The organism is Ekhidna sp. ABH4_415 (assembly GCF_056161305.1).
Genome location: NZ_JBSWYW010000002.1, coordinates 432,550 through 449,442, shown reverse-complemented (window position 1 = coordinate 449,442; position 16,893 = coordinate 432,550). Strand labels below are relative to the sequence as shown.

Below are 16,893 nucleotides of genomic sequence, written 5' to 3'. Positions count from 1 at the left end.
TATGCTAAGCTCATTACCAGAATCCTTTAGAAAACACGGCCTCCAGGCCGATGTGCGCACCTTGCTCACCTTGAGAAAGGTGATGATGAAAGGACTGGTAAAGACATTGGGAGACCTGCATAATGTGCTCAAAGGCATCATTGTCAAAGAGCCGGCAGATATCGGGCCGTTTACTAAAGCGTACTACGAATATTTCCTGCATGTACCCATCGCTCCGGGGCAGACATTGGAAGATGCCATTCTGAGGTCCGAAACATTTAAAAAATGGAAGACCCAATACATCGATGAGGCTGATAAAGACATTGACCTGACCGAGGAAGATTTGGTCAACACATTTTTGGATCAGGTGCACCTGACCTCTTACGATATTAAAGAAGTCATCAATGGTAAAGAGATCTGGGACAAAGACAACCCCGATCTGGAAGATGAGGACCCGCAGGAAATAGATGGACAGCCGGCAGAGCGCGTGCTGGATAAAATGGCCGACTATTCCGATCTGACCCTGGAGGAGCTGCTTGAGCGGATGGAAAAAGTGAGAGACCAGCAACGGACAAATCACAGCGGTGGCAGCCACTGGATCGGTACCGGAGGTATCTCCCCCTATGGACATGGGGGTGCAGCTAAAAACGGAATCCGTGTTGGTGGACAGGGAGGCGGACGCATGGCCCGAAAAGTGATGGGTGATAAAAATTACTTTCCGATTGATCGGGATGCAATCCTGAATGACAACAATGTAGATGCGGCACTCGCCTCCATCAAAGGGGTGATAGAAGAAAGCGCCATCGAAAAGCTGGACGTGCCACATACGATCAAATCCGGACTGAAGCGAGGAGGACTTTTTATTCCCGAACTCACCAGTGAGAAAAATGAGGAGCTCAAAATCATCGTGCTGATAGACAATGGAGGCTATTCCATGGCTCCCTACGTGCGGACGGTTCAGCAGCTTTTTCGAAAGATGAAAACACGCTTTGCACATGATCTGGAGGTATTTTACTTCCATAACACCATCTATGATCGGGTATGGATAGATGAGCGTAGATCCACCTATATGTCCGTAGAAAAGCTCTTGAAATACAACAAAGACTACCGGGTATTCTTTATCGGAGATTCTGCGATGGCGCCCTATGAGCTCAGTGCATTGAGTATCCGAAACATTCAGGCCATTGTGAAAAAATTTAAAAAGTCTGTCTGGCTGAATCCCGAACCCCTAAGGTACTGGCCGGGTACCTATACCATTCAGGCCATGAAACAGATCGTGCCGATGTTTCCACTCACTCCCCATGGCATAGAACGAGCGGTGAGGGAGATGAATTCGAAAAGTACGGAGGGGTAAAACGTGTTCGCTTAACACCAACATAGCAAGATGAGCGCTATTTAGACCTATATTTGATTAGGCTATTAAACGCTATATGAAAACATTGATTTTCCTCACCTTAGTCTTTAATTATTGCATAACAAACGCTCAATCTATTGAGATAGATACTTTAGTTGATATTGGAGGATATAAAATCCATTGCAACATTATAAAAGGTAATGGAACTCCAATCCTATTCGAATCAGGTGCTGGTGATGATGGAACAGTGTGGAAGGATTTAATAAAGCCAATACATGAAATAACAGGAGCAACTATTATTACTTACGATAGAGCAGGGTTTGGTAAGAGTCAAATTAATCCTGAAATAAGGTCCGAAGATGGTCACAGCATTTTAAATGGAATTGAAGAACTGGAAAAGGCCTTAAAGAAATTAGGGTATTTCAATGATATAATCATCGTTTCACATTCCTATGGTGGTTTTTATGCGACTCTTTTTACCAAACGAAATCCAAGTAAAGTAAAATACAACATTCGAATAGATTCAAATTTGGCAGGTTGGTTTACTGATGAAATTCTTGAAAAAATTGAAAGTGAAAATGTCCCACCAAAAACAGATGAAAATCTTGGGATTTACTACCTGGTGAAGAATTATACAAACACCATACGGTATATGAGAAATGTTGAATTTCCATCAACTGTTCCTGTAACTGATATTTGGTCACCTATTCAAAGACATCATACTGACGAAGAATGGAAATTACTTATAGAAACACATGAAAATTTCGTCAAAGCAGTACCTAATCGTGTAGGAATTATCGCAAAGGGAAGCGGACACTATATTTTTAAAGACAATCCTACCTTAGTGATTAATGCAATAGTAAAAGGTTACACGAGTGTATTATTCAATGATGATGAGAAACTGAATGTTTTATGTAAAGCACTTGATTGGAATCTAAGGAATTCAATTAAGAAACACATTGGAAACGAAATAGATTAAGACTTAAAGCATGGACTGGATCACTAGCAGCTTCCATTAACAGTATTCTTTCTAGAATGGACCTAGAATACATTTGTCATGAGAAAAACGAATAAAACCATTTTATCCCTGTGGCTTCTCCTTGCCGTGCTCGCGTGCAGCCATACAACGGATGAGCAAACTTCCGCACCCACGGTTAATGACCTGGCCGACATCTATTTGTATAATCATTACATCAGATTCCACCCTGAAAAAGGCACTTTGGAAGCTCTTCCAGAAGCAAATAACAATAGGCTTTGGATACCCTATGAGAGCAGGATAATGGAAGAACAAGCTGCTGAGGATTCATTATACGAGCAATTAATGTTGATTGAACCTGATCATCTAAATGAGTTAGATCAAACCACTTACTATAATTTACGGGAACGACTGGAGGCCTCAAAGCAACTACGCGTTTGTAATCAACACTTGTGGAGTTTTAACTATATGGAAGGGTTTCAGGTCGAATTGGAACGTTTGTCAAATAAACAAAAGGCAGAGAATGAACCAGAAAAAAGGGCTCTCTTAGGCCGATGGAGTCAAGTACCGGAGCTGATAAATACTGAAATTGCTAATAACTCCAAAGGGCTTGAGCAAGGGTATGTCCTACCCGGTCCAGCTATTGAAATCCTGATTGATCAGATAGAATATTACCTCGATTCTCCTATAGAGGAAAGTATATTTTACCAACCAGCAATTGGCAGCAATGACTCTATTTTTCAAGAGGAGCTAAAAGCAATAATTATAGACTCAATCTACCCGGCATTTTCAAAGCTCAAAGCCTATCTCACCGATGACTACCTTCCTAAAGCCAGAAAAAACTATTCTGTAACAAATATTCCTAACGGATCGGAATGCTATCTGGCCTATGCCAGATACTACACCTCCTTGAAAATGTCTAAAAATGAGCTAATAGGTATTGGAGATAGTCTCATCCAAAGCAATGAGCAAAAGCTATTGAAGCTGGGGGAAAAGATTTACGGAGTTGGCGATCAGGAAGCTATTTTGAACGCTTTTTATAATGATCCTGAAAACTATTTTAAAGATTACAATGAACTTGAGCAACAGCTTAAGTCTTCATTTAATTTATCAAAGCGTGAAGAAGCCCACTTCATAGTTGACCCTCCATCGGAACCGCTTAAGGTAAAGCGAATTCCGAAACACAAAGAGGGAATTGATGCCAATGCATACTACACATCCGCAAAACAAGAGGGAGATACGGCAACCATGTATTTTGATTATTTGATGCACAGTTTTGCACCTAAAGGTTATTTAGAAGCCACTGTATTTCACGAAGGGATTCCAGGTCACCATTTTCAACATGCCTATTTGAATCAATTAGACAGTATTCATCCTATAAACAAATTGATTTGGAATGCAGGCTATGGGGAAGGATGGGCCGTGTATGTTCAAACTGTGGCTGAAGAACTTGGTTGGTATAGTTCACCGAAAAGTGTACTAACACAATATTTCTATACCTTCAATGAAAATGTATTTCTTAACAATTTCCTTGTATATAGAGAGAATGAGATTGACCTGCTTTACGAAATATTCGAAAAGAAATATAATTTGAATAAACAATTGACCAACAACCATTTTGTATCTAGCTCAACGTTATTGGGCTATCAATTAAACTATGGCATAGGCAACTCATTTATTCGTAGACTAAGAATACATGCTGAAAACATCCTGGGTGATGATTTTGATATTAAGGAATTTCATAGGGAGTGTTTGCGTCATGGCAATATACCTCTTACCCATTTAGAGCGGGTAATTTTTAGGTGGATAGAAAAGAAAAAGCAACAATGATTACCCTTTCTCATCCCCGTTTGTAAACGGGTCGAGTAGGTGAGCATGAATACATCACAACCTCAACCGAAACCCAAATACCGGCAATCCGCTTTGCAGAAAATCCAGGTCCACCGAGCGCTTGAACCCCATCTTCTCATACATGCTCCATGCCACTTTCATTGACTCAGTGGTATGGATCACCATCTGTTCCCGCTGCTCTTTACGTGCTTTCTCAAGGCATGCTTCCGTAAGCTTCTTCCCTACTCCCAACCCTCGGGCTTTGGAACTAACCGCCAGCAGTCGGAAACCAGCTGCATTCTTTTCCTGGGTGGCCGTACCTCCGGATCCATAGTCTTTCATATCTCCCACGTACACCACCGCACCCACTATCTCATCCTCCTTTTTAGCCACCAACAATTCCACGCTCTCTTTCTTCGTGAACTCACCAATATTGGCGAGCATGTCATAATATGCCGGCTGTTCTTCGGGTGACGGAAAGCCCTCCAGGTTGGAGTATACTTCTACCATCAGCCGACCGATGGCTTCATAATCTTTGGGGTGTGCTTGTGAAATGGTGACTGACATGGATGATTAATTTTATTCAAAAAAATGGAAAACGGAAAATTGAAAGGGATGACTTCAAAATGAGGGGCAATACGATCAAACTTACTACCTCAAGTCTTACATCCCCCTCCCTCTCCACATCCATCACTCCCCCCTTCAAAGGGGGAGTTGGCCAATGCCTCATTCATATGAGTTTATGCTTGCCTACCTTTCAATAGGCCTGCCTGCCAAGGCCGGCTCAGTATCACAATCATGATTGAAAATTCTCACTCTGGTGCAAACCTCTTTCCCAGCACCCAACCTGCAAGCAGCGTTGTAAAAAACGAAAAACTGCTGTAGATGATCGCTACCAAAACCACTTGTGAATTCTGGATAATCTGTGATCCAATAAAGATGGCCAGGGCGCTGTTTTGCAGTCCCATCTCAATCGCAATGGTGTATCTTCCATCGTGATTGATACGTAGGCGTCCTGCGATGATAAAACCCATGAAAATGGTGGTTAGGTTGAGTAATAGTAGTGGAATCGCAATTGCTAACTTTTCACCCAATGAACCGGAGCTCTCCTTCCCCAGTGAATCTATCCCAACAACTAAGAAAACTATCAGCAAAATAGCAGGAAGCACATATCTCAAATACGGTTTTAATTGCTCTGCAAATTCAGTAGCATAATTCCGAATAAGTAACCCTGCCAGCACCGGCAAGATCACAGTTAGTCCAATATTCTGAAAAGTTTGCCAGAAAGAGAGCTGTACCTCCTGACTGCTATTCATAAATAACTCCATTGCACCACCGATAATCACTGGAATGGTGAAAAGAATTAAAAAACTATTGAAGGCAGTAAGTGAGATAGAAAGTGCCACTCGGCCATTCAGCATGTGAGTGACCAGATTAGAGGATGTGCCCCCCGGACATGCAGCAATCAGGACAATGCCAACTTTAAATGCAGGATCAAGATTCCAAAGCCAGGCAATCAATAAACCCACAGCAGGTAACATAATCAACTGTAAAGTCAAACCGGTCAGGATTGCTTTTGGCTCAATGAATACCCGTTTGAAGCTATTGAATGTGAGATTGAGACCAATCCCCCACATGATGATAGCGATCGCTATCGGGATAAGTACATCCTGAGTCTCACGCATCTACAAAACCTGTGGCCAGAGCAAATAAATGGTCATGATACAGATAATGAAATAGGTAGTGAGGGTTGCAGCTCCTACATAGTCTTGTGCCATGCGCTGACCAAAGAATAAGGCTAAAATGGACAAGGTGGAGAGTTGCGCTCCGATTAATCCCATTTGAGCACTCCCATCGACCAGCAATTGAATAATCCCAAGGGCGCAAAACAAACCGGAGAATACCTCTAAAATTGTGATGGTGGGTACGATCACCGGGACCAGTTTGCTTAAAAGACTCTTTTCAAAATGACCGGAAAGCCATTCTTTATTGTCTCTATAATTGAAAACCTTATCGAGTCCGGACTGTAAAAAAAGAATGGCCAAAAACGCCAAACACAGCACAGGAGCTGAGAATAAAAGTAATTTCATCGGCTAAGTTGTTTTTCAGCCAATTTAACAAATATGAGTCAGCCTATATACCAAACTAAATATTCATCACTTCAACTAACCGCATTAATTCGTTGTTGATTGGCTTGGTTTTACTTATTGCCAGTTTGAAACTGGTGTAAACTACTTCATCATCGATGATCCCAGCCATCACATTGGTTTTTCCATCGATGAGACCCTCAACGGCAGCTAAACCAAGCCTTGAGGCTAAAATACGATCTAGTGAGGTAGGTGAGCCTCCACGCTGTAAGTGACCTAATGTGGATACACGAATATCCAACTTTGGAAGCTTTTTCATTACCTTATTGGCAATCTCATGAGCGTTTCCCTGTTCATCTCCTTCGGCCACTATCACGATGGCAGAGGTCTTTTCTTTATCACGTCCCTGGTTCAGGGTATCTATCACGTCCTGGATCGTTGTAGAAGTTTCTGGTACCATAACTAATTCTGCTCCACCACCAATTCCGCAATGAATGGCGATGTAGCCTGAATGACGTCCCATAACTTCGATGAAGAATACCCGGTCGTGAGAGTTTGCTGTATCTCTGATTTTGTCAATCGCTTCTAGCGCGGTGTTTACAGCAGTATCAAATCCAATAGTGTAGTCTGAACCATAAAGGTCATTGTCTATGGTGCCCGGTGCACCGACAGTTGGAATTCCATATTCTTCATAGAAGATATTCGCACCTGTGAATGTGCCATCTCCACCTATTGCTACAAGTCCTTCTATGCCTTTCGCTTTCAGCTGTTCATAAGCTTTTTTTCTACCTTCCTTTGTCCTAAACTCTTCACTTCTGGCAGATTTTAAAATCGTACCTCCCTTTTGTAGGATATTGCTTACAGAATAGGACTTCATTAGGTACATGTCACCATTGATAATACCATTGTACCCATACCTAATTCCATAGACATTGAGCCCCAGACTTAAGCCGGATCGAACTACAGCCCTCACACAAGCATTCATGCCGGGTGCATCTCCTCCTGAAGTAAATACTCCAATATTTTTCATTCTAATTATCTGTTAAATCACTCCGGCTTAGCCGGCTAAATATTTCCAAACAAGACTAGAAGCACCTAAAATAGGGGCATCATCATCCTTAAGACCTGAGGGTTGTAGTTGTATTTTTTTGTCTAGGAAAAGAGGCATTAAAAAATGCTCCATGTTTTCCTGAGCTGGGGTAAAAATGTGATCACCGGCCTTGGATAATCCTCCTAACAAAAATATGGCTTCAGGATCAGTATGAACAATAAAATCCGATAATTTCATTCCTAATACTCTGCCGGTATACTTAAAAGCTTCGATAGCAATTTTATCTCCTTTTTCTGCCGCTTCAGTGATGGTTCTCGTACTTAAGTCATCAAAACTTATAGAGCGTAGCATACTTGGTTCTGTGTAGTCTGCCAAAAGTTTGTAGACCGTTCTACGGATTCCTGTTGCACTCACGTACGTTTCCAAACATCCTCTTTTTCCACATCCACAAAACCTTCCATTGGCGTTTACTAAGGTGTGGCCTAATTCACCTGCAAAACCGTGTTTTCCATACACCAAATCCCCATTGATTACGATTCCGCTACCAAGACCGGTACCCACAGTAAGAACAACAAAGTCCTTCATATTTTTGGCCTTGCCATATACCATTTCCCCCAACGCCGCTGCATTCGCATCATTTGTGAGTACACACTTCAGTCCAAACTCTTTCTCAACCTCTGCCGCAAACCTGGAAACACCTTTCCATGGCAAGTTGGGTGGATCCACGATCGTGCCTTCATAATAGTTGGCATTCGGTGCTCCTACACCTACTCCAATCACATCATCCAGCGGATGTAGTTTTTCAATCTCTTCCTTTAAGGTTCTTATGAATTTATGATAATCGCCGTATTGTTGAGTCTTAATACGTGATTGGGCTACAATATTCCCTTCTCGATCTGCTAATCCAAACTTGGAGTTGGTCCCTCCAATATCAATTCCTACCGCTAGTTTGGTCATCCGCTAATGGCTTTCTTATTTACAATAATCAGGTTTGCTAGTCCAGCCAAAACTAAAGAACATCCTGCTAAAAGCATGGTATTTATTGTGGCTTCACCGAAGAGTAATTTATAGGTGAAATTAATTCCCCCAATGGCTGCTACAATCTGGGGAATTACAATGAACATGTTGAATAGCCCCATGAAAATTCCCATCTTTTTAGGGTCAATGGCACTCGATAGCATGGCGTAAGGCATAGACAGAATACTGGCCCAGGCAACACCGATTGCGATGAAGGATAAGTGAAGCATCCATGGCTCTGAAATGATGAGCATTGACATAAACCCCAGACCACCAATAAGTAAACTTATCATATGTAAATACTTCCTGTTAATGGAGTACTTGCTAGTAATGAATGCCAGAAGCAGGGCATATACCATCGAAGAAAGCCCATAAGTACCCATATAGGAACCTACCTGATTGGCCGCATCATTGTATGCTGCTGTTTTAGGATCCCCTGCATTAAAAACATGCTCTGTTAACGCTGGTGTAGCAAAACTCCACATCGTGAAAAAAGCAAACCATGAAAAAAACTGTACTACACCTAGCTTTTTCATTACCAGTGGCATACCCGAAATATTGCTAAATATCTCCTTGACGCCATTTATTAAACCTTTGCTTTCTTCATTGGCTTTCTTAAAGGCATCCAGGTCTTCTGGTGGATATTCTTTCGTTGTAAGGATGGTATATAGTATGGTCCCAATAAAAACAATTGCACCTATCAAGAAGGCAAGTTTAACACTGGGAGGCACCATCCCCTCAGGCGCTTCATTTGCAACTCCAAGCTTCGTAACAAAAGCAGGAAGGTTGCTTGCAATCCAGGTACCAACACCAATGATCAAGGTTTGAACCACAAATCCATAAGATCGTTGAGAATCAGGCAGTTTATCTGCAACAAGTGCTCTGAAAGGTTCCATGGATATATTAATACTGGCGTCCAGTATCCATAAAAACCCAGCTGCCATCCACAACGCGGATGAATATGGCATGAAAATCAATGTAATTGAGCTAAGAATAGCCCCGATCAGGAAAAAAGGTCTTCGTCTGCCTAACCTGGGATTCCAGGTTCGATCACTCATATACCCAATAATTGGCTGAACGATAAGTCCTGTAAGCGGTGCTGCTATCCATAGTATGGGAATCTCATCTTTACTGGCTCCTAGCGTTTGAAATATCCTGGACATAAATCCACCCTGTAAGGCAAAGCCAAACTGAATTCCCAAAAAGCCAAAACTCATGTTCCAAATCTGCCAGAAGCTAAGCTTTGGTTTATCGGAGTTCAACGAAACATTACTCATTATCTGGTTGATTTTGATCCAACAAAATATTGATAGGGTTGCAGTTCGGTTATTGAAGAATCAACCTGCTGACTTGAAAAGATGTCTGAAAAATTCCATGTGGCAGGAATCTTGACAGGTTGATTTTCTCCTGATAAATTGATGATTACATTGACACAGTTATCATCCTTTACTCTGGAATATGCAATCACCATTGGATTTGAAACATCAACAAATTCAGGATTTCCTCCATAATCACCGTTGAAAAGTGCAGGGTTGGACTTCTTGATATCTACAAGAGAAGCATAAAAGTCCTGATACTTTACATCACCCCACTCGATGGTATCCTTTTCAAAAAATGCCAATCGCTTATTCAGGCCGGCCTCCTGTCCACTGTAAATCAATGGCATGCCTTGAACCGTAAAAGCAAAAACCGCAAACGCTTTATGCCCATCGCCGAATCGTTCAAACACAGTCCCGTTCCATGAATTTTCATCATGGTTGGTGGTAAAGTTCATTCTGATGGCATCTGAAGGGTACCGATCAAGGTCTTTTTTGATAAAGGAGACTAGCGAATCTGCATTCTTCTCTCCTTTTGCTAACTCATTCATGTAATGATGAAGCCCCCAACCATAAGTCATATGAAATGCATCTTCATGCATTTTAGGTTCGTCCCACTCAGCTAGCATGAATAGATCTTTATCCAGGTCCAGCGAATCCTTTGCCCTGTTCCAAAATTCCATCGGAACAAAACCGGCCACATCACATCGATATCCATCGATATCGGCTTCTTTCACCCAAAACCGAAGTGCTTCGATCATATCATCTTGCATGTCCATGTTATCATAATTCAGATCTGCAACGTCTGTCCAGTCTGTTCCCTCCGGCCAGGTCACATTACCCAAAGAATCCGTATTGTGATACCCCTCTATCTCCGTCCAGGCATGATCAAATGCGGTATGATTGGCTACCCAATCCAGAATCACCGACATCCCTCTTTTGTGAGCCTCCGCGACCAATCTTTTAAAATCATCCATGCTACCGAACTCAGGATTTACTGCAGTGTAATCTTTGATAGAATAGTAGCTCCCCAATCCTCCCTTTCTGTTTTTCTCTCCGATTGGCTGAATCGGCATAATCCAAAGAATGTCAACACCTAATTCTTCCAGCCGTGGAAAGTGCTCAGCAAAAGCATTGAATGTGCCTTCAGGCGTATACTGACGTACGTTCACCTCATAGATCACCATGTCTTTGGCTCGTTCCGGAAAGCCCCTAGTGGTATCAGGTTGCTTCTCCTCATTTTTGGGTTGAGAGCAGGAAGCAATGAGTATTAACAAAAAAGTTAGGTTGGTTATGATCTTCATATTTAGTTATAAGTAATCATTTCGAATGAGTTTGCAGGCAGACTTAGCATTTCTCCGTCTAATGTGCCGAAGAAATTCGTCCTTCCATTCATTGGCACTTCAATTTCAAGGAGTCGATCGCTTGTGTTGAATACAGATACAACCTGATTATCAAAATACTTCCTGGACAGAACCATATAGTCAGCTCCTGCCTCTACAATCTCCGTATCACCGTAAATCAATGCCAGGTTATTATTTCTGATCCCAATCATTTTCTTTGCCCTGTTCCGTGTTGCAAGCTGATGTTTATCCAGGTTTTCAAATTGCATCTGACGCCTGTTGTCTGGATCGTTACCTCCCACAGAGCCATATTCATCTCCGTAATAAATACATGGAATCCCTGGTATGCTTATCATGTATGCTGTCATCGAAGAAAGCTTTCTGTAAGCCAGCGTATCCTGCATGGTTATTTCTCGGTTCCAGCCTGCATATTTGGTATCCTCACCAAATTCCAATGAACCATCCGCATATGAAATGAAGCGTGGACGATCCTGATTGCCGGTGATATATCCCATCAGGTTATGATCACCGTAGTATTTGATGCTTTCTTTCAATGAGTTTGCCAGGTCTTGCAAAGAACCAGCTCCAGCAAAAGCAGAAACCGCCCGATCATACATATTGAAGTCAAACTGGGCATCCAGCATACCTGTGGAGATATAGCTTTTTATTAGTTCATGGCTACCATACGTTTCTCCAATTTGAAAAACCGGCTTGCTTGTCTCAGCGACCACCTGCTGTTTGATCTTTTTAGTAAGCACTCTCCAGAATATCTCAGGAATGTGTTTGGTGGCATCATGCCTGAACCCATCGATTCCATATTCCTTGAGCCAGAAAATCGCTGAGTCGGTCATCGGATCAACTGTTTCCATTTTGGAAAGATCCAGCGTAGGCATAAACGTATCGAACCAGGTAGTCAGTCGGTGATCGTCCCATCGTTCTGTATTTAATGATCCGTCCGGCAGATAAAGATTGGTAGCCCAGTCCGGGTTTTCCTGATAAATTGGGTGCTGCTCATGCACATGGTTAGCGACATAATCAAGCAATACATTCATGTTAGCTTCATGTGCCGCATTCACCAAATTCTGAAAATCTTCGCTCGTACCAAACCGATAATCTACTCGCACATTGGAGATAGGCCAGTATCCATGATAAGCTGAAAAACTGGTCTCCGGCTCAGGGTATTTTCCGAATGCCCCTTCTGGGTTTTGAGTGATTGGAGATAACCAGATTGAATTGGTACCTAAATCCTGAAAATAGCCATCCTTGATTTTTTGTGTGATTCCGGTCAGATCCCCTCCAAAATAATCTGCTTTTGGGTGTACTTCCGGGATATTAAGTGGTTTATCGTTAGCAGGATTCCCATTATTAAACCGATCAACCATGAGGAAGTACATGACCATTGCTTCATAGTCATTTCGATCCAACTGATCAGGTGATGAAATTACTTCTCCATGATTCAATGGTACAAGCACATCATTGCTCATGCCCTCATCATTATATGCCCATAAACGAATCTTGGATCGCTTGACCTCTTTGGCATTTGCAGGAATGTTGATTTTAATGTTTGTTCCTTCGACGGTGATCAGTTCACTTGGAATCAACGTATTTTCCCAATAGGCGTATATTCCGTCGACAGGATTATTGCTTGTCAGATGAATGGAGGAACGGCCATAACTTTCCGTTGTAATCGTTGGCACCTTTGCTGGATTCGGCCCTGCAATATTGATCACTGAATTCCAACCGCCCATTCCATTTGAAATAGAATCGGGATTGCTCGGGTCTCGCATTTCGTCACCATCCACCACATAGAGGTACTGATACGCACCTGGTGTAAGAAGTTCATATGTGGAAAATGAGTTTCCTTTCTTTTCAAGCACGGTATTATTGGGATTCCAGGCATTAAACTCACCCTTGATCATCACCTTTTTTTCATTCCCCTTGGGCTGATATAAAAATGAAAACAAGGTCTTTTTAGTCCTAATCATTAGCACGCTTTCACCTACTCCTTCAGACCAGAAGGTTAGGTTATAAAGCGCTTGCTTTGGTCGACCGCTGATTTTTAAAACTGAATTATCTATCTGCAGGTTAAATGGACCATCTGTTGTCACAGAGTCTAATCTTTGGGGCTCCAATAAGTAATCCTCCAAAACAACTGCTGTGTTTTGAAGGTCAAGCGCAATGGGTGTAGCCTGTCCAATGATGAGAGGCTGCTCCAATGTAGATAGGTTGCGGTCTGATCCGCAACTAAAAAGAGCTACCAAACTACCAATTAAAAGTGATTTCCTCATTGGAATAATCCATTTCGGTTATAAATACATTTTCTGCTTTTAGACTATCTCTTCGGTCTTTTTCGAAAGGATCAAAATTGGAAATAGGACGAACGTATGTGTATTCACCATTTCCTAGTTTTCCACCATTCCAGTTCTTGATATCAGAGGACTCAAATCCATGTAAAATGATTTTTAGTTTTTCAATTTTAGAGATAAAATCTCCTGATGCTTTTGCGATTCTAATGGTTTTTTTCTCTGGATTGAACTGGATGGATCGACGATGAAAAACACCTTTTTGATTTTCATAAGAGATTCCATCATCCTCATAGTACTCTGTTTGATTTCTTTCTTCTCCATTATAAAAATGGAGTTCAAGTGTACTGCCAACATTCTTAGAATTATGGGATACATCACCGTATACCGGAATGATTGCTGATGCTTTGATAAAGAGCGGAAGATGCTCAATTGAGTATTCACGGATCATTTCCTGAGTTCCATCGAATTTTTCATCGGTAAAAAACTCATACCATTGACCTTCAGGCAAATACACTTTCCCATATCTCTGATCGCTGGCTAAAGGAGCAACCAGGATATTGTCTCCGAAGAGGTACTGATTTTCAAAATCAGTTTCATAGATTTTATCGTCCGATGCATGATCAATGCACAGGCTTCTTGCCACTGGCAATCCTTGCTCTGATGCTTGCAAAAACGTGTAATAGATGTAAGGGAGCAGCTTATAGCGAAGCTTGATATAGTTAGCGGATATCTCCTCTACCTCTTCTCCGTAGGACCATGGTTCTGAATCATGCGAGTTGATCATGGAGTGTCCCCTAAAGAAAGGTGAGAACGCTCCAATCTGAATCCATCTGGCAAAAAGATTGCTCTGACCATTACCGGCAAAACCGCCTACATCATAACCGGAAAAAGGCACTCCCGAAAGTCCAAGACTGTTGACCATTCTCACACCTAAAAGCATATGCTCATCATTAGCCACATTATCCCCGGTCCATAACGCGCTGTATCGCTGTACTCCGGCAAAACCTGCTCGGGTCAGAATGAAAGGTCGTTCTCCTTTTAAGTTAGCTAAAGCACTTTCATAAGCACTTCTGGTCATTTGATGGCCGTAAATATTTCTTCCCTTTCTGGACGTGCCTCCCTCTCCTTCAAACGCAAACTCAATATTTTCCGGAAGCATTTGTCCCCAGGTAGCAATTTCATTCATGTCATTCCAAAATCCCTTTATTCCGATATCGGTGTAGGATTTCATCATTTCTTTCCACCACTTTCTCGTTTCTTCATTGGTGAAATCAGGGAAGTGACACCACCCCGGCCACACTTCTCCTTCATAGTATAAGCCATCAGAATATTTTAAGAAAACATCTTTTTCTTTCCCGGAAATGTAGGGTTTGTAGCCATCTTCGATTTTGATTCCAGGATCACAGATCACAACCACCTCAAAACCCATTTCTTTCAAAGAATCAAGCATCTGACCAGGATTAGGAAAGCGCTCTTTGTCCCAACTAAATATCTTGTACTGATCCATGTAGTGGATATCAAGCACGATCACATCCGCAGGAATATCTTTGTCTCTAAACTTCTTAGCAACATCAAGTACTTCAGTGTCTGGGTAGTAGCTATAGCGGCACTGCTGATAACCGATACTCCACATGGGTGGCATGGACATCCGGCCAGTGAGCCAGGTATATGATTGAATGATATCAGCGACTGAACCAGCAAAGAAATAATAGTTCATGTCTCCCGAATCCACCGAGAAGCTCGAAAATCGGTTATTTGAAGCACCGAAATTGAAATGACTCTTGTAGGTGTTATCAAGGAAGATGCCGTAGCTAAGATCTCCATGGATACCAATGTAAAATGGAATAGAAGCATAAAGTGGATCCGCTTCTATATCGTATGCAAAGTGATCGGTATTCCAGTTTTGATACCCTTTTCCTCTTCGATCTAATGGGCCTGTCTTTTCACCGAGACCCACGAATCGTTCACCTTCCTGTAGTTTCTTATAAACCGTCACCTGTTCCCCCTGCGTTTGAATGCCCAGGCCTGCATCATCTTCATTGATCACCTTTCCGTCTTTATTTAGAAAAGTGAATGATATAGGGGATTTATTAATAACCACATCCAGTGAGTCCGAGCTGGCTATGATCGATGCATCATGTTCTTCTATAGAAAATGAAATCTTTTGGGGTTCCTGAACTACTGAGTAAGGATTTTCATCTTTGTTTTCTCCAACCTGATGAATTCTTACAATGGTGCTAGAATAGAATTTGAGTTCGTAGGTATATCTATCAGATTTTATATCAAGACCATGATCAGTCTCTGTGAAAGATCCAAAATCTCCGCCCAGCTCTATCCGCTTATTTGTCTCTCTGTTGGCGATATTCAACATAATTTTTCCACTGAGTTAAGTTGCGTGTCAGGGTCAAATTAATGAATATTATGACAGGGCATAGCACTGTTATTTCAAAAAAAATAACGCAAACGGTTGCGGAACGCCTTGATTATGAAGATTTTGTAAAAATCATACCTTTTGAGAGGAATCCCTTACCAAAAGGTTGGTTGGTAATTTCATGGATTCGAATTCCACGTCCTCCTCCCCACCATCAATCTGTTTGATTAAGAGTTCGGCCGCATGTTGTCCCATTTCAAAGCCTGGTTGCTCAATCGTACTGATGGAGGGGTTAGTAAGTGCCGTGAATTGCCAATTGCTAAATCCAACCACCCCAAAATCCTGAGGAACGTTCTTCCCGTATTTTTGAGCAGCCTTGATTGCTCCCATGGCAGCCAAATCATTGGATGCGAACAGAGCATCCGGATTTTTTGATTTTAGCATCTCATAAGTAGCATTATAAGCATCACTTTCATCTGAAGCCTGATTAAAAACTATCAAATCCTCATTGACTGTAACTCCAGCATCTTCATGTGCTTTCCGAAAACCATTTAAACGTTGGTTGGTGATGTCAAGATTTTCTGGACCAGCCAAATGTCCGATTCGTTTATATCCTTGTTTGATTAAATGTTCGGTGGCCTGATAACCGCCAAGAAAATCATCTACTGTCACCTTACTTGTTTCAAGTGTATCTGCTACACGGTCGAAGAATACAATAGGCAAACCTTTCTGCATCATTACCTCAAAGTGCGTATAATCGAATGACTCTCTTGACAAGGATACCAGAATGCCATCCACCCGATTATTGAACAGTGTCTGGAGGTTCATCATCTCTCGTTCTACTGACTCGTTAGATTGGGTGATAATCACATTGTATCCTTTGCTTTGAGCAATGTCTTCGATACCACTTATCACTGTAGAAAAAAAGAAGTGCACAATCTCCGGCACGATCACCCCAATGGTGTTGGATTTACTATACCTCAAACTCAGTGCGAGTGAGTTTGGCTGGTAGTTCATTTCCTCAGCAACACGCCTAACGGCTTTCTTTGTTTCTTCACTGATCTCAAAATGGTCCTTTAAAGCGCGTGATACCGTTGAAGGTGATATACCCAGTTCTCTGGCTATGTCTTTGATGGTTGTAGTCTGCCTTTTCATGCAAGAAAATTACTCAAATAGGGCAAATGTTGCTCACTGGCATTATAAAAGTCTGAAACGCAAACGTTTGCAGAAAAAAAAGTCCGTAAAAACTTCGGAAAAGTGTTG

General features: G+C 41.8%; 13 protein-coding genes. 3 read left to right on the top strand and 10 right to left on the bottom strand.

Translation table 11 applies throughout. From position 1 onward, the window contains the following. The first annotated feature begins 1 nt into the window (after position 1). The 3 genes from ACXAH9_RS04985 to ACXAH9_RS04975 all read left to right on the top strand — a co-directional run bounded on the left by ACXAH9_RS04985 (position 2) and on the right by ACXAH9_RS04975 (position 4,139). Positions 2–1,333 carry a hypothetical protein gene (locus ACXAH9_RS04985; protein ID WP_474893760.1) on the top strand — a complete coding sequence of 444 codons (1,332 nt, stop codon included), beginning with the start codon at positions 2–4 and terminating at the stop codon, positions 1,331–1,333. Between the two features lie 76 nt (positions 1,334–1,409). After that, a complete protein-coding gene (locus ACXAH9_RS04980; RefSeq protein ID WP_474893759.1) occupies positions 1,410–2,312 on the top strand; it encodes an alpha/beta fold hydrolase in 903 nt (300 codons plus the stop codon). A 78-nt stretch (positions 2,313–2,390) separates the two neighbouring features. Then, entirely contained in the window at positions 2,391–4,139 is a 1,749-nt protein-coding gene (locus tag ACXAH9_RS04975) for a DUF885 domain-containing protein (protein WP_474893758.1), read from the top strand. Between the two features lie 54 nt (positions 4,140–4,193). Here the strand turns inward: ACXAH9_RS04975 and ACXAH9_RS04970 are convergent, their stop codons facing one another. From ACXAH9_RS04970 to ACXAH9_RS04925, 10 genes are all read right to left on the bottom strand, one after another. Further along, entirely contained in the window at positions 4,194–4,706 is a 513-nt protein-coding gene (locus ACXAH9_RS04970) for a GNAT family N-acetyltransferase (RefSeq protein WP_474893757.1), read from the bottom strand. A gap of 245 nt (positions 4,707–4,951) precedes the next feature. Then, entirely contained in the window at positions 4,952–5,824 is an 873-nt protein-coding gene (locus ACXAH9_RS04965; RefSeq protein ID WP_474893756.1) for a bile acid:sodium symporter family protein, read from the bottom strand. Further along, positions 5,825–6,229: a DoxX family protein gene (locus ACXAH9_RS04960; protein ID WP_474893755.1), complete on the bottom strand. Its 405-nt coding sequence runs from the start codon at positions 6,227–6,229 to the stop codon at positions 5,825–5,827. Between the two features lie 55 nt (positions 6,230–6,284). Beyond that, positions 6,285–7,256 (bottom strand): 6-phosphofructokinase, encoded by a 972-nt coding sequence (pfkA, locus tag ACXAH9_RS04955; RefSeq protein ID WP_474893754.1) that lies wholly within the window; start codon positions 7,254–7,256, stop codon positions 6,285–6,287. Between the two features lie 27 nt (positions 7,257–7,283). Beyond that, complete coding sequence (locus ACXAH9_RS04950; RefSeq protein ID WP_474893753.1) at positions 7,284–8,234, bottom strand: ROK family protein; 951 nt, start codon at positions 8,232–8,234, stop codon at positions 7,284–7,286. Continuing rightward, complete coding sequence (locus ACXAH9_RS04945; protein WP_474893752.1) at positions 8,231–9,571, bottom strand: MFS transporter; 1,341 nt, start codon at positions 9,569–9,571, stop codon at positions 8,231–8,233. The genes ACXAH9_RS04950 and ACXAH9_RS04945 overlap by 4 nt, the downstream gene beginning before the upstream one ends. Continuing rightward, positions 9,571–10,914, bottom strand: coding sequence for an alpha-amylase family glycosyl hydrolase (locus tag ACXAH9_RS04940; protein WP_474893751.1), 1,344 nt, complete (start codon positions 10,912–10,914; stop codon positions 9,571–9,573). Before ACXAH9_RS04940 ends, ACXAH9_RS04945 begins: the two co-directional genes overlap by 1 nt. A gap of 2 nt (positions 10,915–10,916) precedes the next feature. Continuing rightward, on the bottom strand, positions 10,917–13,241 hold the full coding sequence (locus ACXAH9_RS04935; protein ID WP_474893750.1) for an alpha-amylase family glycosyl hydrolase: 2,325 nt from the start codon (positions 13,239–13,241) through the stop codon (positions 10,917–10,919). Continuing rightward, entirely contained in the window at positions 13,216–15,630 is a 2,415-nt protein-coding gene (locus ACXAH9_RS04930; RefSeq protein WP_474893749.1) for a glycoside hydrolase family 31 protein, read from the bottom strand. The genes ACXAH9_RS04935 and ACXAH9_RS04930 overlap by 26 nt, the downstream gene beginning before the upstream one ends. A 132-nt stretch (positions 15,631–15,762) precedes the next feature. Next, positions 15,763–16,785 (bottom strand): LacI family DNA-binding transcriptional regulator, encoded by a 1,023-nt coding sequence (locus tag ACXAH9_RS04925; RefSeq protein ID WP_474893748.1) that lies wholly within the window; start codon positions 16,783–16,785, stop codon positions 15,763–15,765. Between the last annotated feature and the right edge of the window lie 108 nt (positions 16,786–16,893).

What these genes read in the sequence shown, in the direction of transcription:
- ACXAH9_RS04985 (WP_474893760.1), top strand. Translation starts at nt 2, where the DNA reads ATGCTAAGCTCATTACCAGAATCCTTTAGAAAACACGGCCTCCAGGCC.
- ACXAH9_RS04980 (WP_474893759.1), top strand. Translation starts at nt 1,410, where the DNA reads ATGAAAACATTGATTTTCCTCACCTTAGTCTTTAATTATTGCATAACA.
- ACXAH9_RS04975 (WP_474893758.1), top strand. Translation starts at nt 2,391, where the DNA reads ATGAGAAAAACGAATAAAACCATTTTATCCCTGTGGCTTCTCCTTGCC.
- ACXAH9_RS04970 (WP_474893757.1), bottom strand. Translation starts at nt 4,706, where the DNA reads ATGTCAGTCACCATTTCACAAGCACACCCCAAAGATTATGAAGCCATC.
- ACXAH9_RS04965 (WP_474893756.1), bottom strand. Translation starts at nt 5,824, where the DNA reads ATGCGTGAGACTCAGGATGTACTTATCCCGATAGCGATCGCTATCATC.
- ACXAH9_RS04960 (WP_474893755.1), bottom strand. Translation starts at nt 6,229, where the DNA reads ATGAAATTACTTTTATTCTCAGCTCCTGTGCTGTGTTTGGCGTTTTTG.
- pfkA (WP_474893754.1), bottom strand. Translation starts at nt 7,256, where the DNA reads ATGAAAAATATTGGAGTATTTACTTCAGGAGGAGATGCACCCGGCATG.
- ACXAH9_RS04950 (WP_474893753.1), bottom strand. Translation starts at nt 8,234, where the DNA reads ATGACCAAACTAGCGGTAGGAATTGATATTGGAGGGACCAACTCCAAG.
- ACXAH9_RS04945 (WP_474893752.1), bottom strand. Translation starts at nt 9,571, where the DNA reads ATGAGTAATGTTTCGTTGAACTCCGATAAACCAAAGCTTAGCTTCTGG.
- ACXAH9_RS04940 (WP_474893751.1), bottom strand. Translation starts at nt 10,914, where the DNA reads ATGAAGATCATAACCAACCTAACTTTTTTGTTAATACTCATTGCTTCC.
- ACXAH9_RS04935 (WP_474893750.1), bottom strand. Translation starts at nt 13,241, where the DNA reads ATGAGGAAATCACTTTTAATTGGTAGTTTGGTAGCTCTTTTTAGTTGC.
- ACXAH9_RS04930 (WP_474893749.1), bottom strand. Translation starts at nt 15,630, where the DNA reads ATGTTGAATATCGCCAACAGAGAGACAAATAAGCGGATAGAGCTGGGC.
- ACXAH9_RS04925 (WP_474893748.1), bottom strand. Translation starts at nt 16,785, where the DNA reads ATGAAAAGGCAGACTACAACCATCAAAGACATAGCCAGAGAACTGGGT.